Annotated in this window: 20 protein-coding genes and 1 tRNA gene; 12 read left to right on the top strand and 9 right to left on the bottom strand. The window is 43.9% G+C overall.

All coding sequences use genetic code 11. The features are described from left to right. Nucleotides 1-337 precede the first annotated feature (337 nt). The 3 genes from Xets_RS08895 to Xets_RS08905 are packed head-to-tail and all read right to left on the bottom strand — an operon-like array spanning nt 338 to nt 3,346. Nucleotides 338-2,752: a primase-like DNA-binding domain-containing protein gene (locus Xets_RS08895; protein ID WP_187651462.1), complete on the bottom strand. Its 2,415-nt coding sequence runs from the start codon at nt 2,750-2,752 to the stop codon at nt 338-340. A 2-nt stretch (nt 2,753-2,754) separates the two neighbouring features. Beyond that, nucleotides 2,755-3,162 carry a hypothetical protein gene (locus Xets_RS08900; protein ID WP_187651463.1) on the bottom strand — a complete coding sequence of 136 codons (408 nt, stop codon included), beginning with the start codon at nt 3,160-3,162 and terminating at the stop codon, nt 2,755-2,757. Then, a complete protein-coding gene (locus tag Xets_RS08905) occupies nt 3,152-3,346 on the bottom strand; it encodes a hypothetical protein (protein WP_187651464.1) in 195 nt (64 codons plus the stop codon). Before Xets_RS08905 ends, Xets_RS08900 begins: the two co-directional genes overlap by 11 nt. 190 nt (nt 3,347-3,536) lie before the next feature. Here Xets_RS08905 and Xets_RS08910 point away from each other — a divergent pair, with 190 nt between their 5' ends. Next, on the top strand, nt 3,537-3,719 hold the full coding sequence (locus Xets_RS08910) for a YlcI/YnfO family protein (protein WP_187651465.1): 183 nt from the start codon (nt 3,537-3,539) through the stop codon (nt 3,717-3,719). A 266-nt stretch (nt 3,720-3,985) separates the two neighbouring features. On the opposite strand, the gene Xets_RS08915 is transcribed toward Xets_RS08910, so the two are convergent. The 3 genes from Xets_RS08915 to Xets_RS08925 form a co-directional block, all read right to left on the bottom strand. After that, complete coding sequence (locus Xets_RS08915; protein WP_187651466.1) at nt 3,986-4,198, bottom strand: AlpA family transcriptional regulator; 213 nt, start codon at nt 4,196-4,198, stop codon at nt 3,986-3,988. A gap of 220 nt (nt 4,199-4,418) precedes the next feature. After that, nucleotides 4,419-5,633 carry an integrase arm-type DNA-binding domain-containing protein gene (locus Xets_RS08920; protein ID WP_187651467.1) on the bottom strand — a complete coding sequence of 405 codons (1,215 nt, stop codon included), beginning with the start codon at nt 5,631-5,633 and terminating at the stop codon, nt 4,419-4,421. Between the two features lie 164 nt (nt 5,634-5,797). Further along, nucleotides 5,798-5,874, bottom strand: a tRNA-Arg gene (locus tag Xets_RS08925). A gap of 230 nt (nt 5,875-6,104) precedes the next feature. On the opposite strand from Xets_RS08925, the gene folD reads away from it, so the two are divergent. From folD to sra, 3 genes are all read left to right on the top strand, one after another. Continuing rightward, a complete protein-coding gene (gene folD, locus Xets_RS08930) occupies nt 6,105-6,980 on the top strand; it encodes a bifunctional methylenetetrahydrofolate dehydrogenase/methenyltetrahydrofolate cyclohydrolase FolD (RefSeq protein ID WP_099132535.1) in 876 nt (291 codons plus the stop codon). Beyond that, the gene (gene ybcJ / locus Xets_RS08935; RefSeq protein ID WP_099132534.1) at nt 6,980-7,192 is read left to right on the top strand and encodes a ribosome-associated protein YbcJ; all 213 of its coding nucleotides are present in this window, start codon (nt 6,980-6,982) and stop codon (nt 7,190-7,192) included. Before folD ends, ybcJ begins: the two co-directional genes overlap by 1 nt. Before the next feature lie 415 nt (nt 7,193-7,607). Then, nucleotides 7,608-7,844, top strand: coding sequence for a stationary-phase-induced ribosome-associated protein (gene sra, locus Xets_RS08940; protein WP_099132533.1), 237 nt, complete (start codon nt 7,608-7,610; stop codon nt 7,842-7,844). Nucleotides 7,845-7,980: 136 nt separating this feature from the next. Here sra and cysS read toward each other — a convergent pair whose 3' ends face one another. Then, nucleotides 7,981-9,363: a cysteine--tRNA ligase gene (cysS, locus tag Xets_RS08945; RefSeq protein ID WP_187651468.1), complete on the bottom strand. Its 1,383-nt coding sequence runs from the start codon at nt 9,361-9,363 to the stop codon at nt 7,981-7,983. 272 nt (nt 9,364-9,635) lie between these two features. Between cysS and ppiB the strand changes: the two genes are divergently transcribed. The 7 genes from ppiB (at nt 9,636) to Xets_RS24615 (ending at nt 15,094) form a co-directional block, all read left to right on the top strand. Beyond that, nucleotides 9,636-10,130, top strand: coding sequence for a peptidylprolyl isomerase B (ppiB, locus tag Xets_RS08950; protein WP_099132531.1), 495 nt, complete (start codon nt 9,636-9,638; stop codon nt 10,128-10,130). Nucleotides 10,131-10,147: 17 nt separating this feature from the next. Continuing rightward, nucleotides 10,148-10,870 carry a UDP-2,3-diacylglucosamine diphosphatase gene (lpxH, locus tag Xets_RS08955; protein WP_187651469.1) on the top strand — a complete coding sequence of 241 codons (723 nt, stop codon included), beginning with the start codon at nt 10,148-10,150 and terminating at the stop codon, nt 10,868-10,870. A 178-nt stretch (nt 10,871-11,048) separates the two neighbouring features. Beyond that, on the top strand, nt 11,049-11,573 hold the full coding sequence (gene purE / locus Xets_RS08960; RefSeq protein WP_255430585.1) for a 5-(carboxyamino)imidazole ribonucleotide mutase: 525 nt from the start codon (nt 11,049-11,051) through the stop codon (nt 11,571-11,573). Next, nucleotides 11,570-12,643, top strand: coding sequence for a 5-(carboxyamino)imidazole ribonucleotide synthase (gene purK / locus Xets_RS08965; protein WP_187651471.1), 1,074 nt, complete (start codon nt 11,570-11,572; stop codon nt 12,641-12,643). Before purE ends, purK begins: the two co-directional genes overlap by 4 nt. A gap of 405 nt (nt 12,644-13,048) precedes the next feature. Next, on the top strand, nt 13,049-14,308 hold the full coding sequence (locus tag Xets_RS08975; protein ID WP_187651472.1) for a CynX/NimT family MFS transporter: 1,260 nt from the start codon (nt 13,049-13,051) through the stop codon (nt 14,306-14,308). 179 nt (nt 14,309-14,487) lie between these two features. Next, nucleotides 14,488-14,751 carry an LLM class flavin-dependent oxidoreductase gene (locus Xets_RS24610; RefSeq protein ID WP_244208662.1) on the top strand — a complete coding sequence of 88 codons (264 nt, stop codon included), beginning with the start codon at nt 14,488-14,490 and terminating at the stop codon, nt 14,749-14,751. A 10-nt stretch (nt 14,752-14,761) separates the two neighbouring features. Continuing rightward, a complete protein-coding gene (locus Xets_RS24615) occupies nt 14,762-15,094 on the top strand; it encodes a hypothetical protein (RefSeq protein ID WP_255430584.1) in 333 nt (110 codons plus the stop codon). 69 nt (nt 15,095-15,163) lie between these two features. Here the strand turns inward: Xets_RS24615 and ybbP are convergent, their stop codons facing one another. Both ybbP and ybbA read right to left on the bottom strand, forming a co-directional pair. Further along, nucleotides 15,164-17,596 carry a putative ABC transporter permease subunit YbbP gene (gene ybbP / locus Xets_RS08985; RefSeq protein ID WP_187651473.1) on the bottom strand — a complete coding sequence of 811 codons (2,433 nt, stop codon included), beginning with the start codon at nt 17,594-17,596 and terminating at the stop codon, nt 15,164-15,166. Then, on the bottom strand, nt 17,593-18,279 hold the full coding sequence (gene ybbA / locus Xets_RS08990; protein ID WP_099132526.1) for a putative ABC transporter ATP-binding protein YbbA: 687 nt from the start codon (nt 18,277-18,279) through the stop codon (nt 17,593-17,595). Before ybbA ends, ybbP begins: the two co-directional genes overlap by 4 nt. On the opposite strand from ybbA, the gene tesA reads away from it, so the two are divergent. Further along, nucleotides 18,250-18,882 (top strand): multifunctional acyl-CoA thioesterase I/protease I/lysophospholipase L1, encoded by a 633-nt coding sequence (gene tesA / locus Xets_RS08995; protein WP_187651495.1) that lies wholly within the window; start codon nt 18,250-18,252, stop codon nt 18,880-18,882. The genes ybbA and tesA overlap by 30 nt on opposite strands. Nucleotides 18,883-18,903: the final 21 nt, after the last annotated feature.

Consider the following 18,903-nt stretch of genomic DNA (forward strand, 5'->3'; position numbering starts at 1 on the left):
TCAGTCATACCATAATAAAAAAATTATGCACTAAATTTATTATCCCAGACTCATCCGGCTTTTATTTGCCTGCCAGAGATACCCCCTATAAATCTTTTTCATCCTCTCAGTTATGCACCCTGTGCGCAATCCTCTGAAAGCCTTGCTACATCTGGATTTACGGTAATTAATATAATATTCATTCACTGTACCCTCTGTTCACCCCCTTTTTTTACACTAATGAAGAGAATGTATATTTGATATATAGCTAAGAAATAACTATACATCTATTATTTTCCTTTAAATACAGACAGATATTTAAAATTATGCAGGGAATGCAGACTTAAGACCAAAAAGTTTATAGTGGGGATTTAAAATCCCGGCATTCAGGCACAGACGGCAACCACTCTTCGGCTTCTTCCGACAACTCAACGTTATAAGAGTAACCTTTCTTGGTTCGTACTTTCTGATACTCCTTTTTGTATTCCAGCATAATTTTGGGGAGAGATTCGCCGAACTTGGTCAGTGTGAGCGGGCGTTCAAAGCCGTGTGCTTCCATAAAAGAAAGATAAGCATGATATAAATACATTCTCGGTGCCCGTGGGCTGATATTCTTAGTGCCCATCTTCATCCCAGTTGCATCATTGACAGCGACCAGATAACCGCAAAAGCGATACAACGGATCGGAATTGCTTTTTACCGTTAACGCCTCGTTAGAATCGCGTTGCGCCTGTAGCAGCTTTTTAGCCTCGTTCTGGTCGGCAAATTCGTTTAATAAATGGCGGATAATAATGGGCAGTTCCCGACTGATTTTCTCCGGTAAGTGTGGATCTTTTTCTGACTCTTTGACAGGAATGTTAAACGAGAATATCACCCGCCGCCGTGCAATGCCGCCATTGCGCTCTGTAAAACTCATGGGTTCGTTATTGGTGGCTAACACCACGGCTTTGATGATGGTAGAAAATTGCTTCTCGTATTTTCCGTCAACTTCAATCAGGTCCCCACCTGTAATGGCCTTGATGCCTGCCCCTTCACCGACATATTTAACCTGATCGGGCAGCGTAATCAGGCTTTTCCCGACAAACTGATAACGGCCTCTCGCCTCATCCAGTGCTCTCATATTGCCACTGGCGGTATTGTGCTCCCCTGCCAATAAAGTGGCGATATACGTAAAGATACTTTTGCCGCTGCCACCTTCGCCCGTCACTTCAATAAATAGCTGCCAGTCATAACGGTTTGCCAGGATCATAAACAGAGCGGCTTTAATACGGTTCATCTTGTTTTCATTGCTTCCCGCCGCATGGGATAACCAGCGATAGAAGTCAGGAGCATGATCCGGCAAGTTTTCGCCGATAGCAGGCGGAGTGAATTCGATACTGTTATGGTTCATTAGCCAGTGTTCCGGCTGGTGCGGGGTAAACTGTTGAGTCGATAAATCATACACACCATTACTGAACCCGATTAAATCCTGCCGTTGTTCCCCAATAACCGGCACTTGTAATTTCATGGCATAGATAGCGTTATTGATCCCGTTCGGGCTGTAAGGGGTTTCGTGCTGGTCAAAAATTGCCACCATTGCGCGGCGCAGCTCATTATCCGATACGATTTCCCATGTTGCACCGTTATAGTGGTAGACCATTTCGCTATCAGGGTTAACCGCCACTTTGCCGTACCGCTCAACCAATAGTGCTCCGCGCTGACTGGCTGCCATTTGTGCCAGATTGTTATTGGCTTTTTTGGGCTTCGTTTCGTGGATAATCACCGCTTCTGCTTCCATGAGTTTTTTCTCTCCCACCTGATATAACCCGTTGCTGAATGCCTGTTTTGCTACCTCAATGCCGTGGCGCTGGCGATAATCGTCCCAGTCAGATTTCAATGCCGTAGGCGGTAGTGTGACCCATCCATTAATCGCTATAGCGGCCTTTTCTGCCGCTATCTTACCGACGTTCTTTTTTAACCTACCATTTTTGTCCCGCTCTTCCGGTTCGTGCCAATCGTTATCAGCAGCAAGAATAATTTTCGCATCTGGCCACTGGGTTCTGACCTGTTCGGCAACCGTGAGTAAATTACTTTCATCAATCGCCGCCAGCACAACGCCTTTATGTAACTGCCTGACCGTTAAAGCGGTGGCGTAACCTTCGGTGATAATGAAAATGTCCGGCGTTCCGGTAATTTTGGATATGGGGATAAAACTGCCTTTCTTCTGCGTACCTGCAACAAGGCGTTTTTCACCGTTCGGCTTGATGGTTTGTGCGCCCGTGATTGTGCCGTCCAGCGTTTGAGTCACCAGCAGCAACGAACCATCTTTTAATAACCGCTGATTGGGGCATTGCAGCCCCTTTTTCAGCAGATATTGAGATTCGCCCTTAACAGCGGTGGCAACCAGTGCCATGATGCGTTCAGCAATAGGTTTTGCTGCTCTAGATTGTTCTTTGGCGATCTTGGGTTCCGGCAAAGGCATTGCCAGCACATCCGCCACCAGCTTAGCCGCTGCAAAGACGGTGATCCCTTTGGTTCTTGCCACCAAATCCAACCCATCACCGTGATTCGGCTCATCACACTGGCGACAATGCCAGTCGCCATGATGGTTATCGTCGATAAAGTGGAAACGATCAGTGCCACCACATATCGGACAAGCACCGTGCTTACCCTTTGCGGGAACATCAACGCCACAAGCAGGTAACAGGCTTTGCCAGTGGTTGATGGCTGATTTTTTCACTGTTCGGATAATATCTAACGGGCGGCTTTTCTGATTATTATTTCCCTGACTCATGATCACTCGTCCTCGCCATTAACCGCTGCATAGAGCGAATAGTAAACTTCCTGATTAATATCACAGGCTAGCGACAGCAAATCGTGTAACTCTTCCGAACAGTGTTGGCTTGCCTGTTCAAGAATGACCTCATATAAAGAGGTACATAATCCCGCACGAAATGAAGCCTGACCTAACGGATCGGATTTTCTGTATACCATGCAATTTAATAATTTATTCATCGGTGGCTGCGGAGCATGTTTCAACAGGGCGCGGTGAACTTCCTGATGAATGCCGTGCGCCAATGCAATCAGATTATTTAAATTGATTTCGCACTCACCTTTGGCTTTTTTGGTAATGAACGTGAAAAGTGAAATACCCAGACCTGCACGATATAACGCCTGTTTCAGTGAGATAGGTTTATGACTCATGGTATGCCCCCTGACGTAATGCGAAGATCAAAGAGGACATGTCAGCCAATAGACGAGCTTCATTTTCACTGCTTGCCAGAACGATAATCAAGCGTAACGGGTAAAGATCCACCAGCCACTGAGTGCCGGATGCAATTAGGAATGTATATTTTAGGCGAGTTTGGTTAGACTGTGTGTCAGCCATAGCGTAAATCTCCTTTACGTTGTGGTTAGACGCCTCGATAGTGGTTCCAAGCACTTCGGGGCGTTGTCTTTTCTGCCTTGAATCACTCAAGGTGCGATTCACTTTACTTGTAATTGAATCGCACTTCAATCCTTTTTTTATAATTCCTTTTGTGTATACTGAATCGCACCTATATATAAGGAGTTCAGCAATGGCAACAGGTTCTAAGAATTCTAAGTCACAACAATTAAACGCAAGATTTCCACATGAAGTTGTAGAAGAAATGGAAAAATATATTGCAGAAGGCGAAAACAAAGCACAGTTTATCGTTACCTCTGTCAAAGCTGAGATCAAACGCCGCCAGCGCAAAGCTAAAGCTTCATCTGAGCAATAGCTAATTAATCGATAATAAATCCAGTAGTTAACTATTTCTTTAAAAGAGAATAAATTAAGGATAACATTCGCAGTGTTATCCTTTTCTTTTTCAATCCAATCAACAGCAATATAATTAATAAAAATATCGCATACCTGATTTTTTATATATAAAATACTATCACGGTTATTAGCCATGTTTTTATTTATCATCTTTTTTATTTGCTGTTTTTTATTCATGATGAGAGAATATGTTTTCTCTGCTTATCAGCCAGTAATATTTCTTTATTACATTTCACCACGAGATTCGGCAATGCGTTTAGCTATCCAGCTATCAACTTCTGATTCAATAAAAGCAATTGAGCGAGAACCAATTTTAACTTGTTTGGGAAATTTATTTTCTCCAATAAGTTTATAAAGCCACGCTTTGCTGTAACCAGTTCTACGTTGAACTTCTGGCAAGCGAATAAGATTTTCTTTAGGTATAGTAATTGTTGACATATTTTCCCCGTTAGCTTGTCTATATTTGATGCTTCTGGACGTTGTTAGAACAGGGATGATTAAACAGAATTTATAATGTGAGATCATCACACTGGGATAGTGCTTTGTTTCATACAAAGAATCCAATGTTTTGTAGACCACAAAATAACTATTTATGATTACAAAAACCATAAATAGTTATATATTAAATAACAAAAATAATTATTTTATATTGATTCGGTTAGGCACGCTTTTTAAATTTTCCATGTATCACATTCTCTCCTAATTCGAGCGCTTCCATATAATCCGCATACCATTGCAGCATTTCCCGACGACCATCCAGATATTGGGCATGATTATAAGTTCCTCGTATGCTGTTTTTATCAACATGAGCAAGCTGTGTTTCAATCCAAGCAGTGTTATAGCCCTGTTCATGTAAGATAGTGCTCATGGTGTGGCGGAATCCATGACCTGTGGCTTTTCCACCATAACCAATACGTTTAAGAACCTGATTAATGGCGGCCTCACTCATTGGCTTACCTGCATCATTCCTGCCATGAAAAGCAAAGTTAAATCTGCCTGTGATCGCCTCCAACTCTCTCAGCAAAGCCAGAGCCTGCTCAGAAAGAGGGACAATATGAGGCCGACGCATTTTCATGTGTTCTTGTGGGATTTCCCAAATTGCTTTATCGAAATCAATTTCTGCCCAAGTAGAGGCTCGCAGTTCTATTGTTCTTAATCCGGTAAGTAAAAGTAATTTGGTCGCGATTTGAGTAATCTTACTTCCGCTATAGAGGGAAAGTGCCTGTAGGAACGCGGGTAATTCATCAACATTCAAATGCGGGAAATGTTTGGCTTTCGGTGTTGCTAATGCTCCAGCCAGTTCAGCAGCAGGATTATATTCTGCTCTTCCTGTGACAATTGCGTATCTGAAAACTTGGTTACATGCCTGCCTGATTTTTTTCAACTTATCAAGAACGCCGCGCTGTTCCATTTTGCGCAAAACGGTGAGCATGTCTAAAGGTTTGATATCGGTGATAGCTTGCTTGCCAATATAAGGGAAAATATCTTTTGTGAAGCCTTCTAAAAGGTCTTCTGCGTAACCCTTTGACCAGTTGGGAGCCTTGTAAGCGTGCCACTCAAGGGCGATTTTGTCAAAGCTGTTATTTACGATGAGAGCCTTTTCTCTTTTTTCCTGCTTTTTAACTTGCCCCGGATCATCGCCATTTGCCAATATCTTTTTGGCGTCTTCCCTTTTGTTTCTGGCCTCTGCCAACGTTACGGTGGGATAAGTACCAAATGCCAATCGCTTCTCTTTACCTGCAAAGCGATATTTTAACCGCCAACATTTGGAACCATTCGGGAAAATTTCTAAGTACATGCTCCCACCATCGGAGAGTTTGTACGTTTTGTCTTTGGGCTTTGCGGTGTCTATCTGTCTGGCTGTTAACTTCATTTGGGGGCATCCATTTTGATTGAACCTAACAATGCCCCCTATTATGCCCCCAGAGATCTGTAGATTTCAACATACCTTACTAGACTTAGGAGAACGGAAAAAGGCTAATACTGCGTATTTACTGGAGTTTTGTAGACTTCGGAGGACGTTACGATATGAATGGATGGTACGCCCTACAGGATTCGAACCTGTGACCTACGGCTTAGAAGGCCGTTGCTCTATCCAGCTGAGCTAAGGGCGCATTATGGTATATAGAATAAGAAACATTATTAATGCCTTAATGCCTTAATGCCTTAATGCCTTAATGCCTTAATGCCTTAATGCAGCACCGGATTATACGGGCATAATGGAATGAGTCAATGCCCTTTTCGCTCATATGTTCATTTTATGATTATTAATAAAACTGACAGGCGGTTCATGTTCTGACAAAATAGTCCCTATTCCTATACTTGATAGTGGAATCTTAAATACATGTCAGCAAAAATTATTGATGGGAAAACGATTGCGCAGACAATCAGAAACGAAGTTGCAGAAAAAGTCAGGCAGCGTGTTGCCGCCGGAAAACGAGCGCCAGGTCTTGCCGTCGTTTTAGTGGGAGAAAACCCTGCTTCTCAAATTTATGTCGCCAGCAAACGCCGCGCCTGTGAAGAGGTCGGGTTTATGTCCCGTTCTTATGACCTACCTGATACTACCAGCGAAGCTGAATTACTCTCCCTGATAGATGATCTGAACACCGATACGCAAATCGATGGTATTTTAGTTCAACTCCCTTTACCTGCCGGCATTGATAATGTCAAAGTACTGGAACGCATTCATCCCGATAAGGATGTGGATGGTTTCCACCCTTATAATATCGGTCGTCTGTGCCAGCGCGCCCCGAAACTGCGCCCTTGTACTCCCCGTGGAATTGTAACCCTGCTTGAACGCTGCAATATCAATACCTATGGGCTAAATGCAGTTATTATTGGCGCTTCTAATATCGTTGGGCGCCCGATGAGCCTTGAATTGCTGTTGGCAGGCTGTACAACTACAGTAACGCATCGCTTTACCAAAAACTTACGTCAGCATGTTGAGCAGGCAGATTTATTGGTCGTTGCTGTTGGTAAGCCAAACTTTATTCCTGGTGAATGGATTAAGCCGGGTGCAATTGTAGTTGATGTTGGCATTAATCGACTGGAAAATGGCAAAGTCATCGGTGATGTGGATTTCGATAAGGCGTCAGAACGCGCCAGTTGGATCTCCCCTGTGCCTGGTGGTGTCGGACCGATGACCGTTGCAACATTGATTCAAAATACCTTGCAAGCTTGCGAGGAATATCATGATGTAGATACAACTGAAGGTTATTGATGGAAATTTTTTATTTAGATGGCCACCCTTATGTCGAGTTATGTGATTTGCTGAAATTTCAAGGATGGTGTGAGAGTGGTGCTACGGCGAAATCCGTGATTGCAGAAGGTTTGGTACAAGTTGATAGCCAACTCGAAACTCGCAAACGCTGCAAAATTACTGCCGGGAAAGTTGTTGCCTTTAATGGCGAATCTGTTCGCGTTGAAGAATAAATCAGTAGGTAAACATTACCACTAATACTTTTCAGAAAGACAGTACCTTGTGTATTAAGGTATTGTCTTTTATTTCATAAATATAATTTTATTATTTTTTATCACTGATTTATATAAACCAGAATAAGGTGATATATAAATATTAGACAATATAATGTCAATAATAAGGCCAATATTATTGGCAGTTATCCTTACCATCATGATTTACAACTGATTCTAATATAAAGATCCCCAAGAGTCCCATAGTACAAGCAGATAAAAATAAGCACCATAATATCATTTTTCTGGTTACAGAGTTATCTGATCTTAGTTCGCAAGATATGTGAAATTGACAATATATTGACAAACAATCATATCAATTTTCTAATAAGTCGCTATACTGGGAAGCTTATGTACAACTGAAACGGAGTTAATTATGTTAAGTAATAGAGCTGCAAGAAGGTTGTTGGGTTTGTCTTATAAATTAAGTAATTCTAAACGTAGAGTAAAAATTTCTCTTCTTAATCCTGCTTCCAGTGATAGCACACATCAAATACCAGAGCATCTGAGTAATTCTTCTTTTGTTGCCATGAAACGGGATGCAGTTTCTGGAAAAATCACGTATCACGCTGGAAACGCTTTCTATCCTAAGCACTTAAGTCGTTATCAATAAATTTGTCGGTTTTTATTCCGCTCATTTATATAACAAGCACTACAACTAAAAAATCTTGCTATGAAAGTGCAAAGATATTAAAAACTGAACCGCCCATCTAAGGGGCGGTTCTGGTGTTCAATAAATCAAAAATCGATTATTTACGGCGCCATGTTGTTCCTTGTGGGCCATCTTCCAGCTCAATTCCCATGTCATTTAACTGGTCACGCGCCGCATCAGCCAATGCCCATTCTTTGTTTTTACGAGCATCGTTACGCTGTTTGATTAATGCTTCGATTCGGGCAACATCGCCATCAGTCTGTGCTCCGCCTTGCAAAAAGTGTTCTGGATCTTGTTCCAAAAGGCCAAGAATACCTGCCAATTTACGTAGTCTTGCCGCCAGACCATTAGCTATGGTCATGTCTTCTGTCTTCAGACGATTCAGCTCACGCGCCATATCAAATAAGGCTGAATACGCTTCCGGTGTGTTGAAATCATCGTTCATTGCTTCAACGAAACGGGCTTCAAATGCTTCTCCACCAGCAGGTTGGGCAGATTTATCTGTACCACGCAGGGAGGTATACAGACGTTCAAGGGAAGTGCGCGCCTGTTTCAGGTTCTCTTCCGTATAATTCAACTGGCTGCGATAGTGGCCTGACAGCAAGAAATAACGCACGGTCTCAGCATCGTAATACGCCAGCACATCACGGATGGTAAAGAAGTTATTCAATGATTTGGACATCTTCTCTTTATCCACCATAACCATGCCGGAATGCATCCAATAATTGACGTAAGGACCATCATGGGCACAAGTGGATTGAGCAATCTCATTTTCATGGTGCGGGAACATCAAATCAGAACCGCCACCGTGGATATCAAAGTGGTGACCCAGCGTCTTACCGTTCATGGCGGAACATTCAATATGCCAACCCGGACGGCCTGCTCCCCACGGAGATTCCCAACTCGGCTCACCCGGTTTGGACATTTTCCATAATACAAAATCCATCGGGTTACGTTTTACATCTGCCACTTCAACACGGGCGCCAGCCTGCAATTGTTCCAAATCCTGGCGGGAAAGCAGGCCATAATTAGAATTGGTGTCAATGGAGAACATAACGTCACCATTAGCAGCAACATAAGCGTGCCCGCGCTTAATCAGCTCTTCCGTGATTGCAATGATTTCTGGGATATGTTGCGTTGCACGAGGCTCTAAATCAGGACGCAGAATATTCAATGCATCAAAATCTCTGTGCATTTCTGCCAACATGCGTGCGGTCAAATCGTCACAACTTTCGTTATTTTCGATGGCGCGTTTAATAATTTTATCATCCACGTCTGTGACGTTACGGACATATGTCAGATCATATCCCAGATAACGCAGGTAACGGGCAATCGCATCAAATGCCACAAATGTTCTGCCATGACCGATATGACACAAGTCATAAATGGTAATGCCACACACGTACATGCCCACTTTTCCTTCGTGAATCGGCTTAAATTCTTCTTTTTGACGGCTGAGAGTGTTGAAAATTTTTAGCATCAGTGGGTTTCCGTAAAAATTAATGTACGTGTAATAAAATCAAATGAATTGGCTGATTATAGGCTTCTTTATCAGCAAGATAAATAAACGAGAATATAGAGAAGCCAGATGAGATATTTCACCTTGATATGCAATGCTTTGCAAGTGCCGTAAACCGCGTTGTATTGATACGTCCCAGAGTACTGACTCAAAATCTGAGATATGATATAACAGCGATTGTTCCGAATCCCCTAAATACAGGGTCAATCAAAACTATTACTAGGATTTTTATTATGGTGACTTTCCACACCAACTTTGGCGATATCGTAATCAAAACCTTCGCTGATAAAGCACCTGCAACTGTTGAAAACTTCCTGAGTTACTGCTCGGAAGGTTTTTATGACAACACAATTTTTCACCGTGTTATCAATGGATTCATGATTCAAGGCGGTGGCTTTGAACCAGGCATGAAGCAGAAAACAACTAAGGCTCCTGTCAAAAACGAAGCCAACAATGGCCTGAAAAACAGCCGTGGCACTATCGCTATGGCACGCACCAATGATCCGCACTCTGCAACTGCCCAGTTCTTCATTAACGTTGTAGATAACGATTTCCTGAACTTCCGTTCAGAGCGTCCAGATGGATGGGGTTACTGCGTATTTGCCGAAGTTGTTGAAGGTATGGACGTGATTGATAAAATTAAAGGTGTTTCCACTGGTCGCAGCGGTATGCACCAAGATGTACCACATGAAGATGTGATCATTGAACGTGTTACTGTTGGCGAATAATTGCTGTTAAACGCTACATGAATACACTGTTTATTGCAGACTTGCATCTCAGTGAACAAGAGCCGGCAATTACTGCCGGTTTTCTGCGTTTTTTACGTGAGGATGCAATCCACGCTGAAAGTCTTTATATCCTCGGTGATTTTTTTGATTACTGGATTGGTGATGATGATCCCAACCCATTGCATACTAAAATCGCCCAGGCACTTAATGGATTGAAACAACAAGGTATTCCCTGTTATTTCATTCATGGCAATCGTGATTTCTTGCTCGGTTCCCATTTTGCCAGAGAGAGCGGCTTGATTCTGCTACCACAGGAAAAAGTGCTGGAGTTGTATGGTAAACGTATTTTGATTTTGCATGGCGATACACTATGCACCGATGATATCAACTATCAGCAATATCGTAAGCGAGTGCATACTCCGTGGATACAACGGCTATTCCTGTTTCTCCCTTTATTTATCCGCTTGAAAATTGCCGCTAAAATGCGAGCGGGTAGCCAATATGCTAACAGCCAAAAATCCACATCTATTATGGATGTCAATCAAGAGGCTGTTATCGAACATTTTAAAAAATATCAGGCAGATTGGATAATTCACGGGCATACTCACCGCCCCGCAATACACGATATTCAGTTTGGCGATAAAACCGTGCATCGTGGTGTATTAGGAGCATGGCATGACCAAGGTTCGATGTTCAAAGTTACAGAAACGGCTATTGAGTTGATATCCTTTCCCTTCTAAGCTCCTTTACTTATTTTGTAAAAATCGACAGATCAAACGACGCAAACGTTTTCCTTATGCAATTAGCGTGATATGATCCGCCATCTGAAATTTCATCTTTGTTCTGGTAGATACCCAATACAGGAGCATCTGATTTATGACGTCCAGCTCTGATCCCACAATAGCTATTACTCCGACAATGACTTTTCCAACAGAAATAGAACCCCAAAACCACGCTAAAATCGCCATTATCATGGGTTCTAAAAGCGACAGGGCAACAATGCAACATGCGGCCGATATCCTGACCGATCTCGCTATTCCTTTTCATGTTGAAATTGTTTCGGCACACCGAACACCAGATAAACTTTTTCGTTTTGCAGAACAGGCGAAAGAAAATGGTTTTGATGTCATTATCGCTGGTGCAGGTGGAGCAGCACATCTACCGGGGATGTTGGCAGCCAAAACCTTAGTGCCTGTGTTTGGGGTGCCTGTACAAAGCGCGGCGCTTAGTGGTGTTGATAGCCTGTATTCTATCGTCCAAATGCCAAAGGGCATTCCTGTTGGTACACTGGCTATCGGCAAGGCAGGAGCAGCAAATGCCGCATTGCTGGCGGCCCAGGTGCTAGCGTTGCATGATAGTGCACTGTTTCAACGTTTATCAGATTGGCGCAGCGCACAAACCCAGGCTGTTTTGGATAACCCAGATCCACGGGAGGATGCATGAAGTCCGTTTGTGTATTGGGAAATGGTCAGTTAGGCAGAATGCTGCGTCAAGCCGGTGAACCTTTGGGGATCGCTGTCTATCCTGTTGGGTTGGATGCTGAACCGGAGGCAGTGCCTTACCAAAGCAGCGTGATCACCGCAGAAATTGAACGTTGGCCCGAAACCGCATTAACCCGCGAACTGGCTCATCATCAGGCTTTTATCAATCGCGATATTTTTCCGCAACTGGCGGATCGCTTGCCACAAAAGCAGCTCATGGAGACGTTGAGCCTGGCAACTGCGCCATGGAAATTACTTTCCTCTCCCGAACAATGGCCACAACTATTTGCGGAATTAGGGGATTTTATCATTGTTAAGCGACGGACTGGGGGCTATGACGGACGTGGTCAATGGCGTATCCGGCCGGGTGATGAAACGACTCTTCCATCTGAAATTTACGGTGAATGTATTGTAGAACAGGGCATTCCATTTTCGGGGGAAGTCTCGCTGGTTGGAGCCCGTAATGCCAAAGGTGAATCAGTATTCTATACGCTAACTCATAATTTGCATCAGGAAGGTATTTTACGCACCAGTGTTGCTTTGCCTGATAATGGTGCCGATAAGCCATTTCAACAGCAAGCAGAGCAGATGTTATCCACCATCATGGATCACCTGAACTATGTTGGTGTTATGGCGATGGAGTGTTTTATTGTTGGCAATAATTTGTTGATCAATGAATTGGCTCCGCGGGTTCACAATAGCGGTCACTGGACGCAAAACGGCGCTTCCATCAGCCAGTTTGAACTTCACTTGCGGGCGATCTTGAATCTTCCTATGCCACAACCAGAAATCTTTGCACCATCCGTCATGATCAATTTGATCGGCACGGGGGTAAATCCCGCATGGCTAAGTTTGCCGCTGGTTCGTTTACATTGGTATGAAAAAGAAGTTCGTCCTGCACGTAAGGTAGGTCACTTAAATGTGACTCATGCGGATAAAGAAGCCTTGAAAACGACATTGCAAACGTTAGCTTCATTATTACCAACAGAATATCAAAGCAGCCTTAAGTGGGCACAAGAGAAATTAAGCTGATCGGTTATTTTTGATAACCAACTCTGGGCAGTGGTAATGATTAAAATCAACTACCACTTCCCATTCCTGTTAGAGATTATCGCATTCTTGACAGCGTTCGGGATAATGTGTCCACAATGGTTCTTGTCGTTTGATCTATCTCGTCATTGAGGAAATCACCGACCTTAATCTTGCTGAGATTGGTCATTCTTAATGTTTCCGGGATCAGGTTTAAAGCAATTGTCTTATTTTCTTCATCCAGTTTCACCGGTTGCAGTAAACTCTGCTACTTCTGCCATACCCTCTATATGCCCATAAAGATTGTGCCCGCCATTTTCTTTATGCATGTTTATTCGATACAGCTTTTTCTAATAAACACATAAAATAGTGCTGCTTTTAATCGTTTACATCCTTGATGGAGTCACAATGTCTATTCAACACGACAAATTTGGGCGTACTTATCAGTGGTTTTTGCTGATACTTTTAGGCATGGTCTATTTTTTATCCACAGCAACAACCTTTACATCATTGGGTGTTGTCCTGCCGAGTATGATTAATGAACTGGGCTGGAGTTGGACAAATGCAGGTTTGGGGTTCACACTGCTTGGCCTGACTTGCGGGCTATCCAGTTTTCTGCCAACAGTATTTATCCGTAAAGTTGGCGTTCGTTTTACCCTGTCTATTGGCCTGCTGATTTTTCTGGCAGGTTTCTACAATCTTTATCACACATACGCTATTTCATCGTACTTTATTGGTACGGCTTTAATTGGTATCGGTTTTACTTTTTTGGCAACAGTACCAGGCACTTATGTGATTTCACGGCTATATGAGAAACAGGCCCTTGCTTTTGGTTTCTATTTCACGATAGGTGGACTAGGTGGGGTAATTGGCCCGTGGATCTACTTTCTGGCGACCCGTATTTGGGGAACATGGCGAATGCATTGGATGATTTCCGCCATTATCCTCTCCATCTTCGTTATCCTGACGATTATTATTCTTCAGGAAGGTAAACGGGAAATCGCCCACGCCAAGGCCGTAAACCAGAAACATAACAATCAGGATACTCCCAGCATTTATCGTACCAAGCAACATTGGACCGCACGTCAAGCACTACGGACATGGCAGTTTTATGTGATTGCTGCAACTTACACCGCATTTTTATGGTGTGGCATTACCGTCAACAGTTTTGCGGTTGCTCATATTATCGAAAATGGTTTCAGCGAAGCTATCGCCGCTGGATTACTGAGCACAATGGCTTTTATCAATGCATTTTCCAGATTAGCCGGCGGTGCAGTGGGAGAGTGGGTAGAACCCAAAAAGTTACTGATTATCAGCCTGTTTATTATTATCCTTGGCTTGATTGCACTGAGTATCGCCTCGTCATGGCCGTTCTTGATTGCGTTCACGCTGTGTGTCGGAATGGGATATGGCATGACCTTCCTTGCATCCAGTGTATTGCTGGCTAACTATTTTGGCCGCAAGCCTTATTTGGAACTGTTTTCTATCATGAACCTGATATCTACCTTGGCTTGTCTGGCGCCTTTTTTTGCGGGTGCCATCAAAGATTATTCAGGCAGTTTTACCTCTGCATTCCTGATTATTGCCATTCCTGTATTTGTTGTTCTTGTCGTAACATTAATGATGAAACCACCTGCTCATAAAATGAGAAAACACCCAATCTACTGAATAAGGTAAAAATGAACTGAAATAACGTACAAACAAGGAAATAGTGATGTCAAAGAAAGCGTTCGATGTATTTCTGCCCATCGCCAAAGGTGGGTGGATCATCTCCAAAAACATACCACCACTGGATGCGTCTTATAAACAGAACCGAGAGGCTGCTATTTTGGCCGACCAGATTGGCCTTGATTTCATTATGTCCATGGGAAAATGGTGCGGGTTTGGCGGGGATTGCCGAAGTGACCCACCGCGCAAAATTAATCGCAACTGTTCATGCCGGGCTGCATAATCCGGCGGTTACGACCAAAATGATCGCCACGCTGGATCACATTAGTCAGGGACGTGCGAGGCTGAATATTGTTTCCGGTTCATTCCGAGACGAATTTGAACAAATCTCGTTTGTGCCTGCCAATCCGAACAAGGGCTACGTTTCAGTGTGCGTCAACTAAAACATTCTGCATGTGTACTGTCATTTACGCTGAAACAGATGCCTATGCTGAAACCCTCGCACAGTTCTATCGCCAGGGCTTGGATGTGGAAGCTGTCAAAAATATGATGCATAGTTTTGGCGTCAATACGGATGGAAAAAGCAATGCGATGGTAGAAGGCTCCCAAAACGCCTTTATGACTCATACTGCCATCGGTACGCCAGATACCTGCTACAAGCAACTAACAGGTTTAATGCGTACTTGTGAGTTGGATGGCGTTATGTTGATTTTCCCCGATTACATAACAGGGTTAAAGATTTTTGGCGATCGGATACTGCCCAAGTTAAAAGAAGAATTTGCCTGATAATATCTGGTCAAATAGATCGCTGATAAACCTCGCTTAAACCAACGAGGTTTATCAAAGATGTAGAGATTACTCAGGCAAGCGCCGATATTGCCCTTGCTTTCGTAATAACCTGACTCCCAACCAGCCACCACATAGTGAAAGCAGTAAGCTACTGATGATGGGAAGCAGAAACCACATCTGCCATTGTGGCTGCCACGGAAAGTCAAAGACCTGAGTCTGTAACAACCAAAGTGCGATTTCTGCACCAAATGCCGCTGCCAAACCCGCCATAAAACCAAGCAGGGCAAATTCACTCCATAATGTACGCCGCAAAAGCTTTTTGCTCGCCCCTAATGTGCGGTATACCACCAATTCAAGTTGTCGCTGGCTCATACCTACCTGAATTTGTGCCAATAACAGTAACCCGCCACAAATCATTACCAAAACAACCATAATTTCTAATGCCTTGCTAACTTGCTGCAAGATGCCTTGTACTTGTTTGAGTATCGAACCAATATCCAGCATACTAACGGTCGGGAAATGGCGGTTAATTTCCGTTAACAGCCTTCCATCCCCTTGATAATGAAAGCTGGTTAACCACATTCTGGGCTGATTTTCTAACGTCTCTTTGGCGAAAATAAAAATGAAATTCGGATTTATGCTCTCCCAATCCACCTTGCGAATACTGCTTACTATGGCATGAAACGTTCGGGTATCTCCGGTGAATGTGAGCCTGTCTCCCAGGTTGATGTTTAACCGTTCAGCGACACCTTGTTCCATAGAAACTTCGTTCGATTTTGGCGGCCATGTTCCCGCAACCAGGGTATTAAAAGGCGGTAGTTCTTCTTTCCAAGTTAAGTTCAGTTCGCGACGCACGGTAGTACTATTAGGGTGTTTTTCATTCGCCCATTCCAGCGCAGATTGTCCGTTCACTTCCGTCAAACGTGCCAGCACTACGGGATAAAAATCGGTAGGTTCTACCTGATATTTAGCCAATAAGTCATTAATTTGAGCCGTTTGGGGTTGGGTCATGTTAATCAGGAAATAATTAGGGCTATCCGGTGGTAATTGCTGTTGCCACTGGTTCAATAAATCTCCCCTTGCCATAATCAGCAAAGCCAATAACATGAATGACAGGGAAAATGCCGCCAATTGGGTCATGGTCTGAAATGGCCGACACAGTAACCGGTTGACCGCCAGACGCAGGCTTAACTGGCGGAACGTCACGCGGCGCAGTAGCCATAATCCTCCCCATCCCAATAGTGCCAAAAACAACGCGACAATCGGCACTCCGGCTAACAGTGACCATAACAACGGCTTAGTGCCTGCCAGTAAGACCAATCCTCCTGTTATGATTAATGCCACCATGGGTAAATAATAACGCAATGGCCAGATGGATACCGTTACATCACTTCTCAATACCCGTGAAGGCTGGGTAGCCATGAGTTGGCGATAAGGACGAATACCTACCAACACGGCAATACCAAACAGAGCAGCTATCGCCCATACCCACGGCCACATTCCCGCAGCCGGTAACATCTTAGGTAACATTCCTGCCAGGATTCGAATCAATGCAGATTCAAAAACCAACCCCAAAATGGAACCTACCACTATGGCGGCAAGCAATATCACCAACCATTGTCCAATGATCCATTGACGCAAGGCCCAGCGCCCTGCACCTAATGTTTTCAGGATAGCAATCAGGTTATGTCGGCTGCGGCAGTAATGCGCCATGGAAACGGCCATTGCCGCTACAGCAAGTAGTAATGTTAACAAAGCTGATAGCAATAAAAATTGCTGGGCACGCTCAATGGATTGCGCCATGACACTATTATCTTGTTTCAATGTCAGCCAGCGTTGATCCGCTTTTAGTTGCGGTTCAACGAATTGCTGGAATGATTGGATGGCGGCAGGAGAACCCCCAAACATATAACGGTAAGTCAAGCGGCTGCCGGGTTGAATCGCCCCGGTAGCCTGAGCATCCTCAATATTGATTAAAATTCGGGGAGAAATCTGAAAAGGATTGAAACCGCTGTCAGGCTCTTGCAATAATTCCCCACGAATCTTCAACGTGGTATCTCCCACGTCAATATTATCTCCAATCCTAACGCCCAATAGTGTCAATAACCGTGGAGCCACCAATACAGAACCTTTTTCTGGCTTTAACCCACGCGGATTGGTTTCCAGTTCTCCATACAAAGGATAGCGCTCATCTGCGGCTTTCACCTGAGCCAGTTGTGGAATGTCTCCCGCATACGTCATGGTCGAAAATGAGATTTGGCGACTGAGTGTTAACTTCTGCTCTTGTGCCCTTTGCAACCAGGTTTCATCAACGGGATACGAAGCCCTTAAAACAAGGTCACCCGCCAAAAAATCACGGCTTTGATAATGCACACTTTGATCAATGCGATCACTAATACGCCCTAATGCCAGCACACAGGCCACCGCTAAGGTCAGGGATAACCATACAATCAGGAGAGAAGGTGTACGCCACTCACGCCAAAACCAGCGCCAGATCATGCTTCCTCCCGCAATTTTCCATCTACCAGGCGTAAGCGACGCTGGCAACGCGCCGCAAGTTGATTATCGTGCGTGACTAAAATCAACGTGGTGGCGTAATCATGATTCAGGGAAAACAGCAAATCGGCGATGCGATCTCCTGTCTGGCGATCAAGATTACCCGTTGGTTCATCAGCAAACAGGATTTTGGGACGAGTACAGAATGCCCGAGCCAAAGCCACCCGCTGTTGTTCTCCCCCTGAAAGCTGGGCTGGCATGTGTTTCAGGCGTTTCCCTAACCCCAATTGCCCCAGTAGATCAATGGCTTGTTCACGGCTTTGGTTTTCTGATTCACCACGCAATAATGCCGGAAGCTGGACATTCTCCAATGCATTCAAAGTGGGGATCAACATAAATGACTGAAAAACAAAACCTACATTTTCTGCCCTTAACTGCGCGCGCTGCTCTTCATTCATGCGACTGATATTTTGTCCCAATAGATGAACTTCTCCTCCACTACCATCATCCAATCCGGCAATAATACCCAGAAGCGTTGATTTACCGGAGCCTGATTCACCAATTAATGCAATTGTCTGTGCTGGCTCGACAACTAACTCAATACCTTGCAATATATTAATTACCTGTTCCCCTTGACCGACATGTTTAGTGAGATGATGAACTTCAAGAATACTTTCTACAGCCATGTATTTTTCCTTTTATTGTTGGTGCTATGCAGTGCCAGAGCAGCGGCAGCAGATACCCTGCTAATATTAGGTGATAGCCTCAGTGCCGGATATCGTTTGCCAGTTGAGCAATCATGGCCTGCACTGATGGCAAAACAGTGGCAACAAACCGGCAAAAAAACAGTCATTGTTAACGGCAGTATTAGTGGTAATACTGCCGCACAAGGGCTTGAACGTTTGCCTGAATTATTGAAACAGCACAATCCAAAATGGGTTTTGATAGAGCTTGGTGCGAATGATGGACTGCGTGGTTTTCCCATTCAAAACATAGAACAAGATTTGCAACAGGGCATTACTTTGATTAAACAAGCCGGCGCACAACCGTTGTTAATGCAAATCCGAATTTCACCTAATTATGGAAAGCGATATACCGAATCCTTTGCCAAAATTTATCCTGAGCTTGCTGAACACAACCAAATTCCTCTGCTGCCATTTTTCATGGAGCACGTTGCTATCAAACCAGAATGGATGCAAGATGATGGGTTGCACCCCAATCAAGCCGCACAACCCTTTATCGCTGATTGGATGTCCAACAAATTGTCGGTATATATCAACTCTCCTTAAGTAAAAATATTTCTTAATAGT

It is taken from the genome of Xenorhabdus sp. TS4 (assembly GCF_014467265.1).
Taxonomy (GTDB): domain Bacteria; phylum Pseudomonadota; class Gammaproteobacteria; order Enterobacterales; family Enterobacteriaceae; genus Xenorhabdus; species Xenorhabdus ehlersii.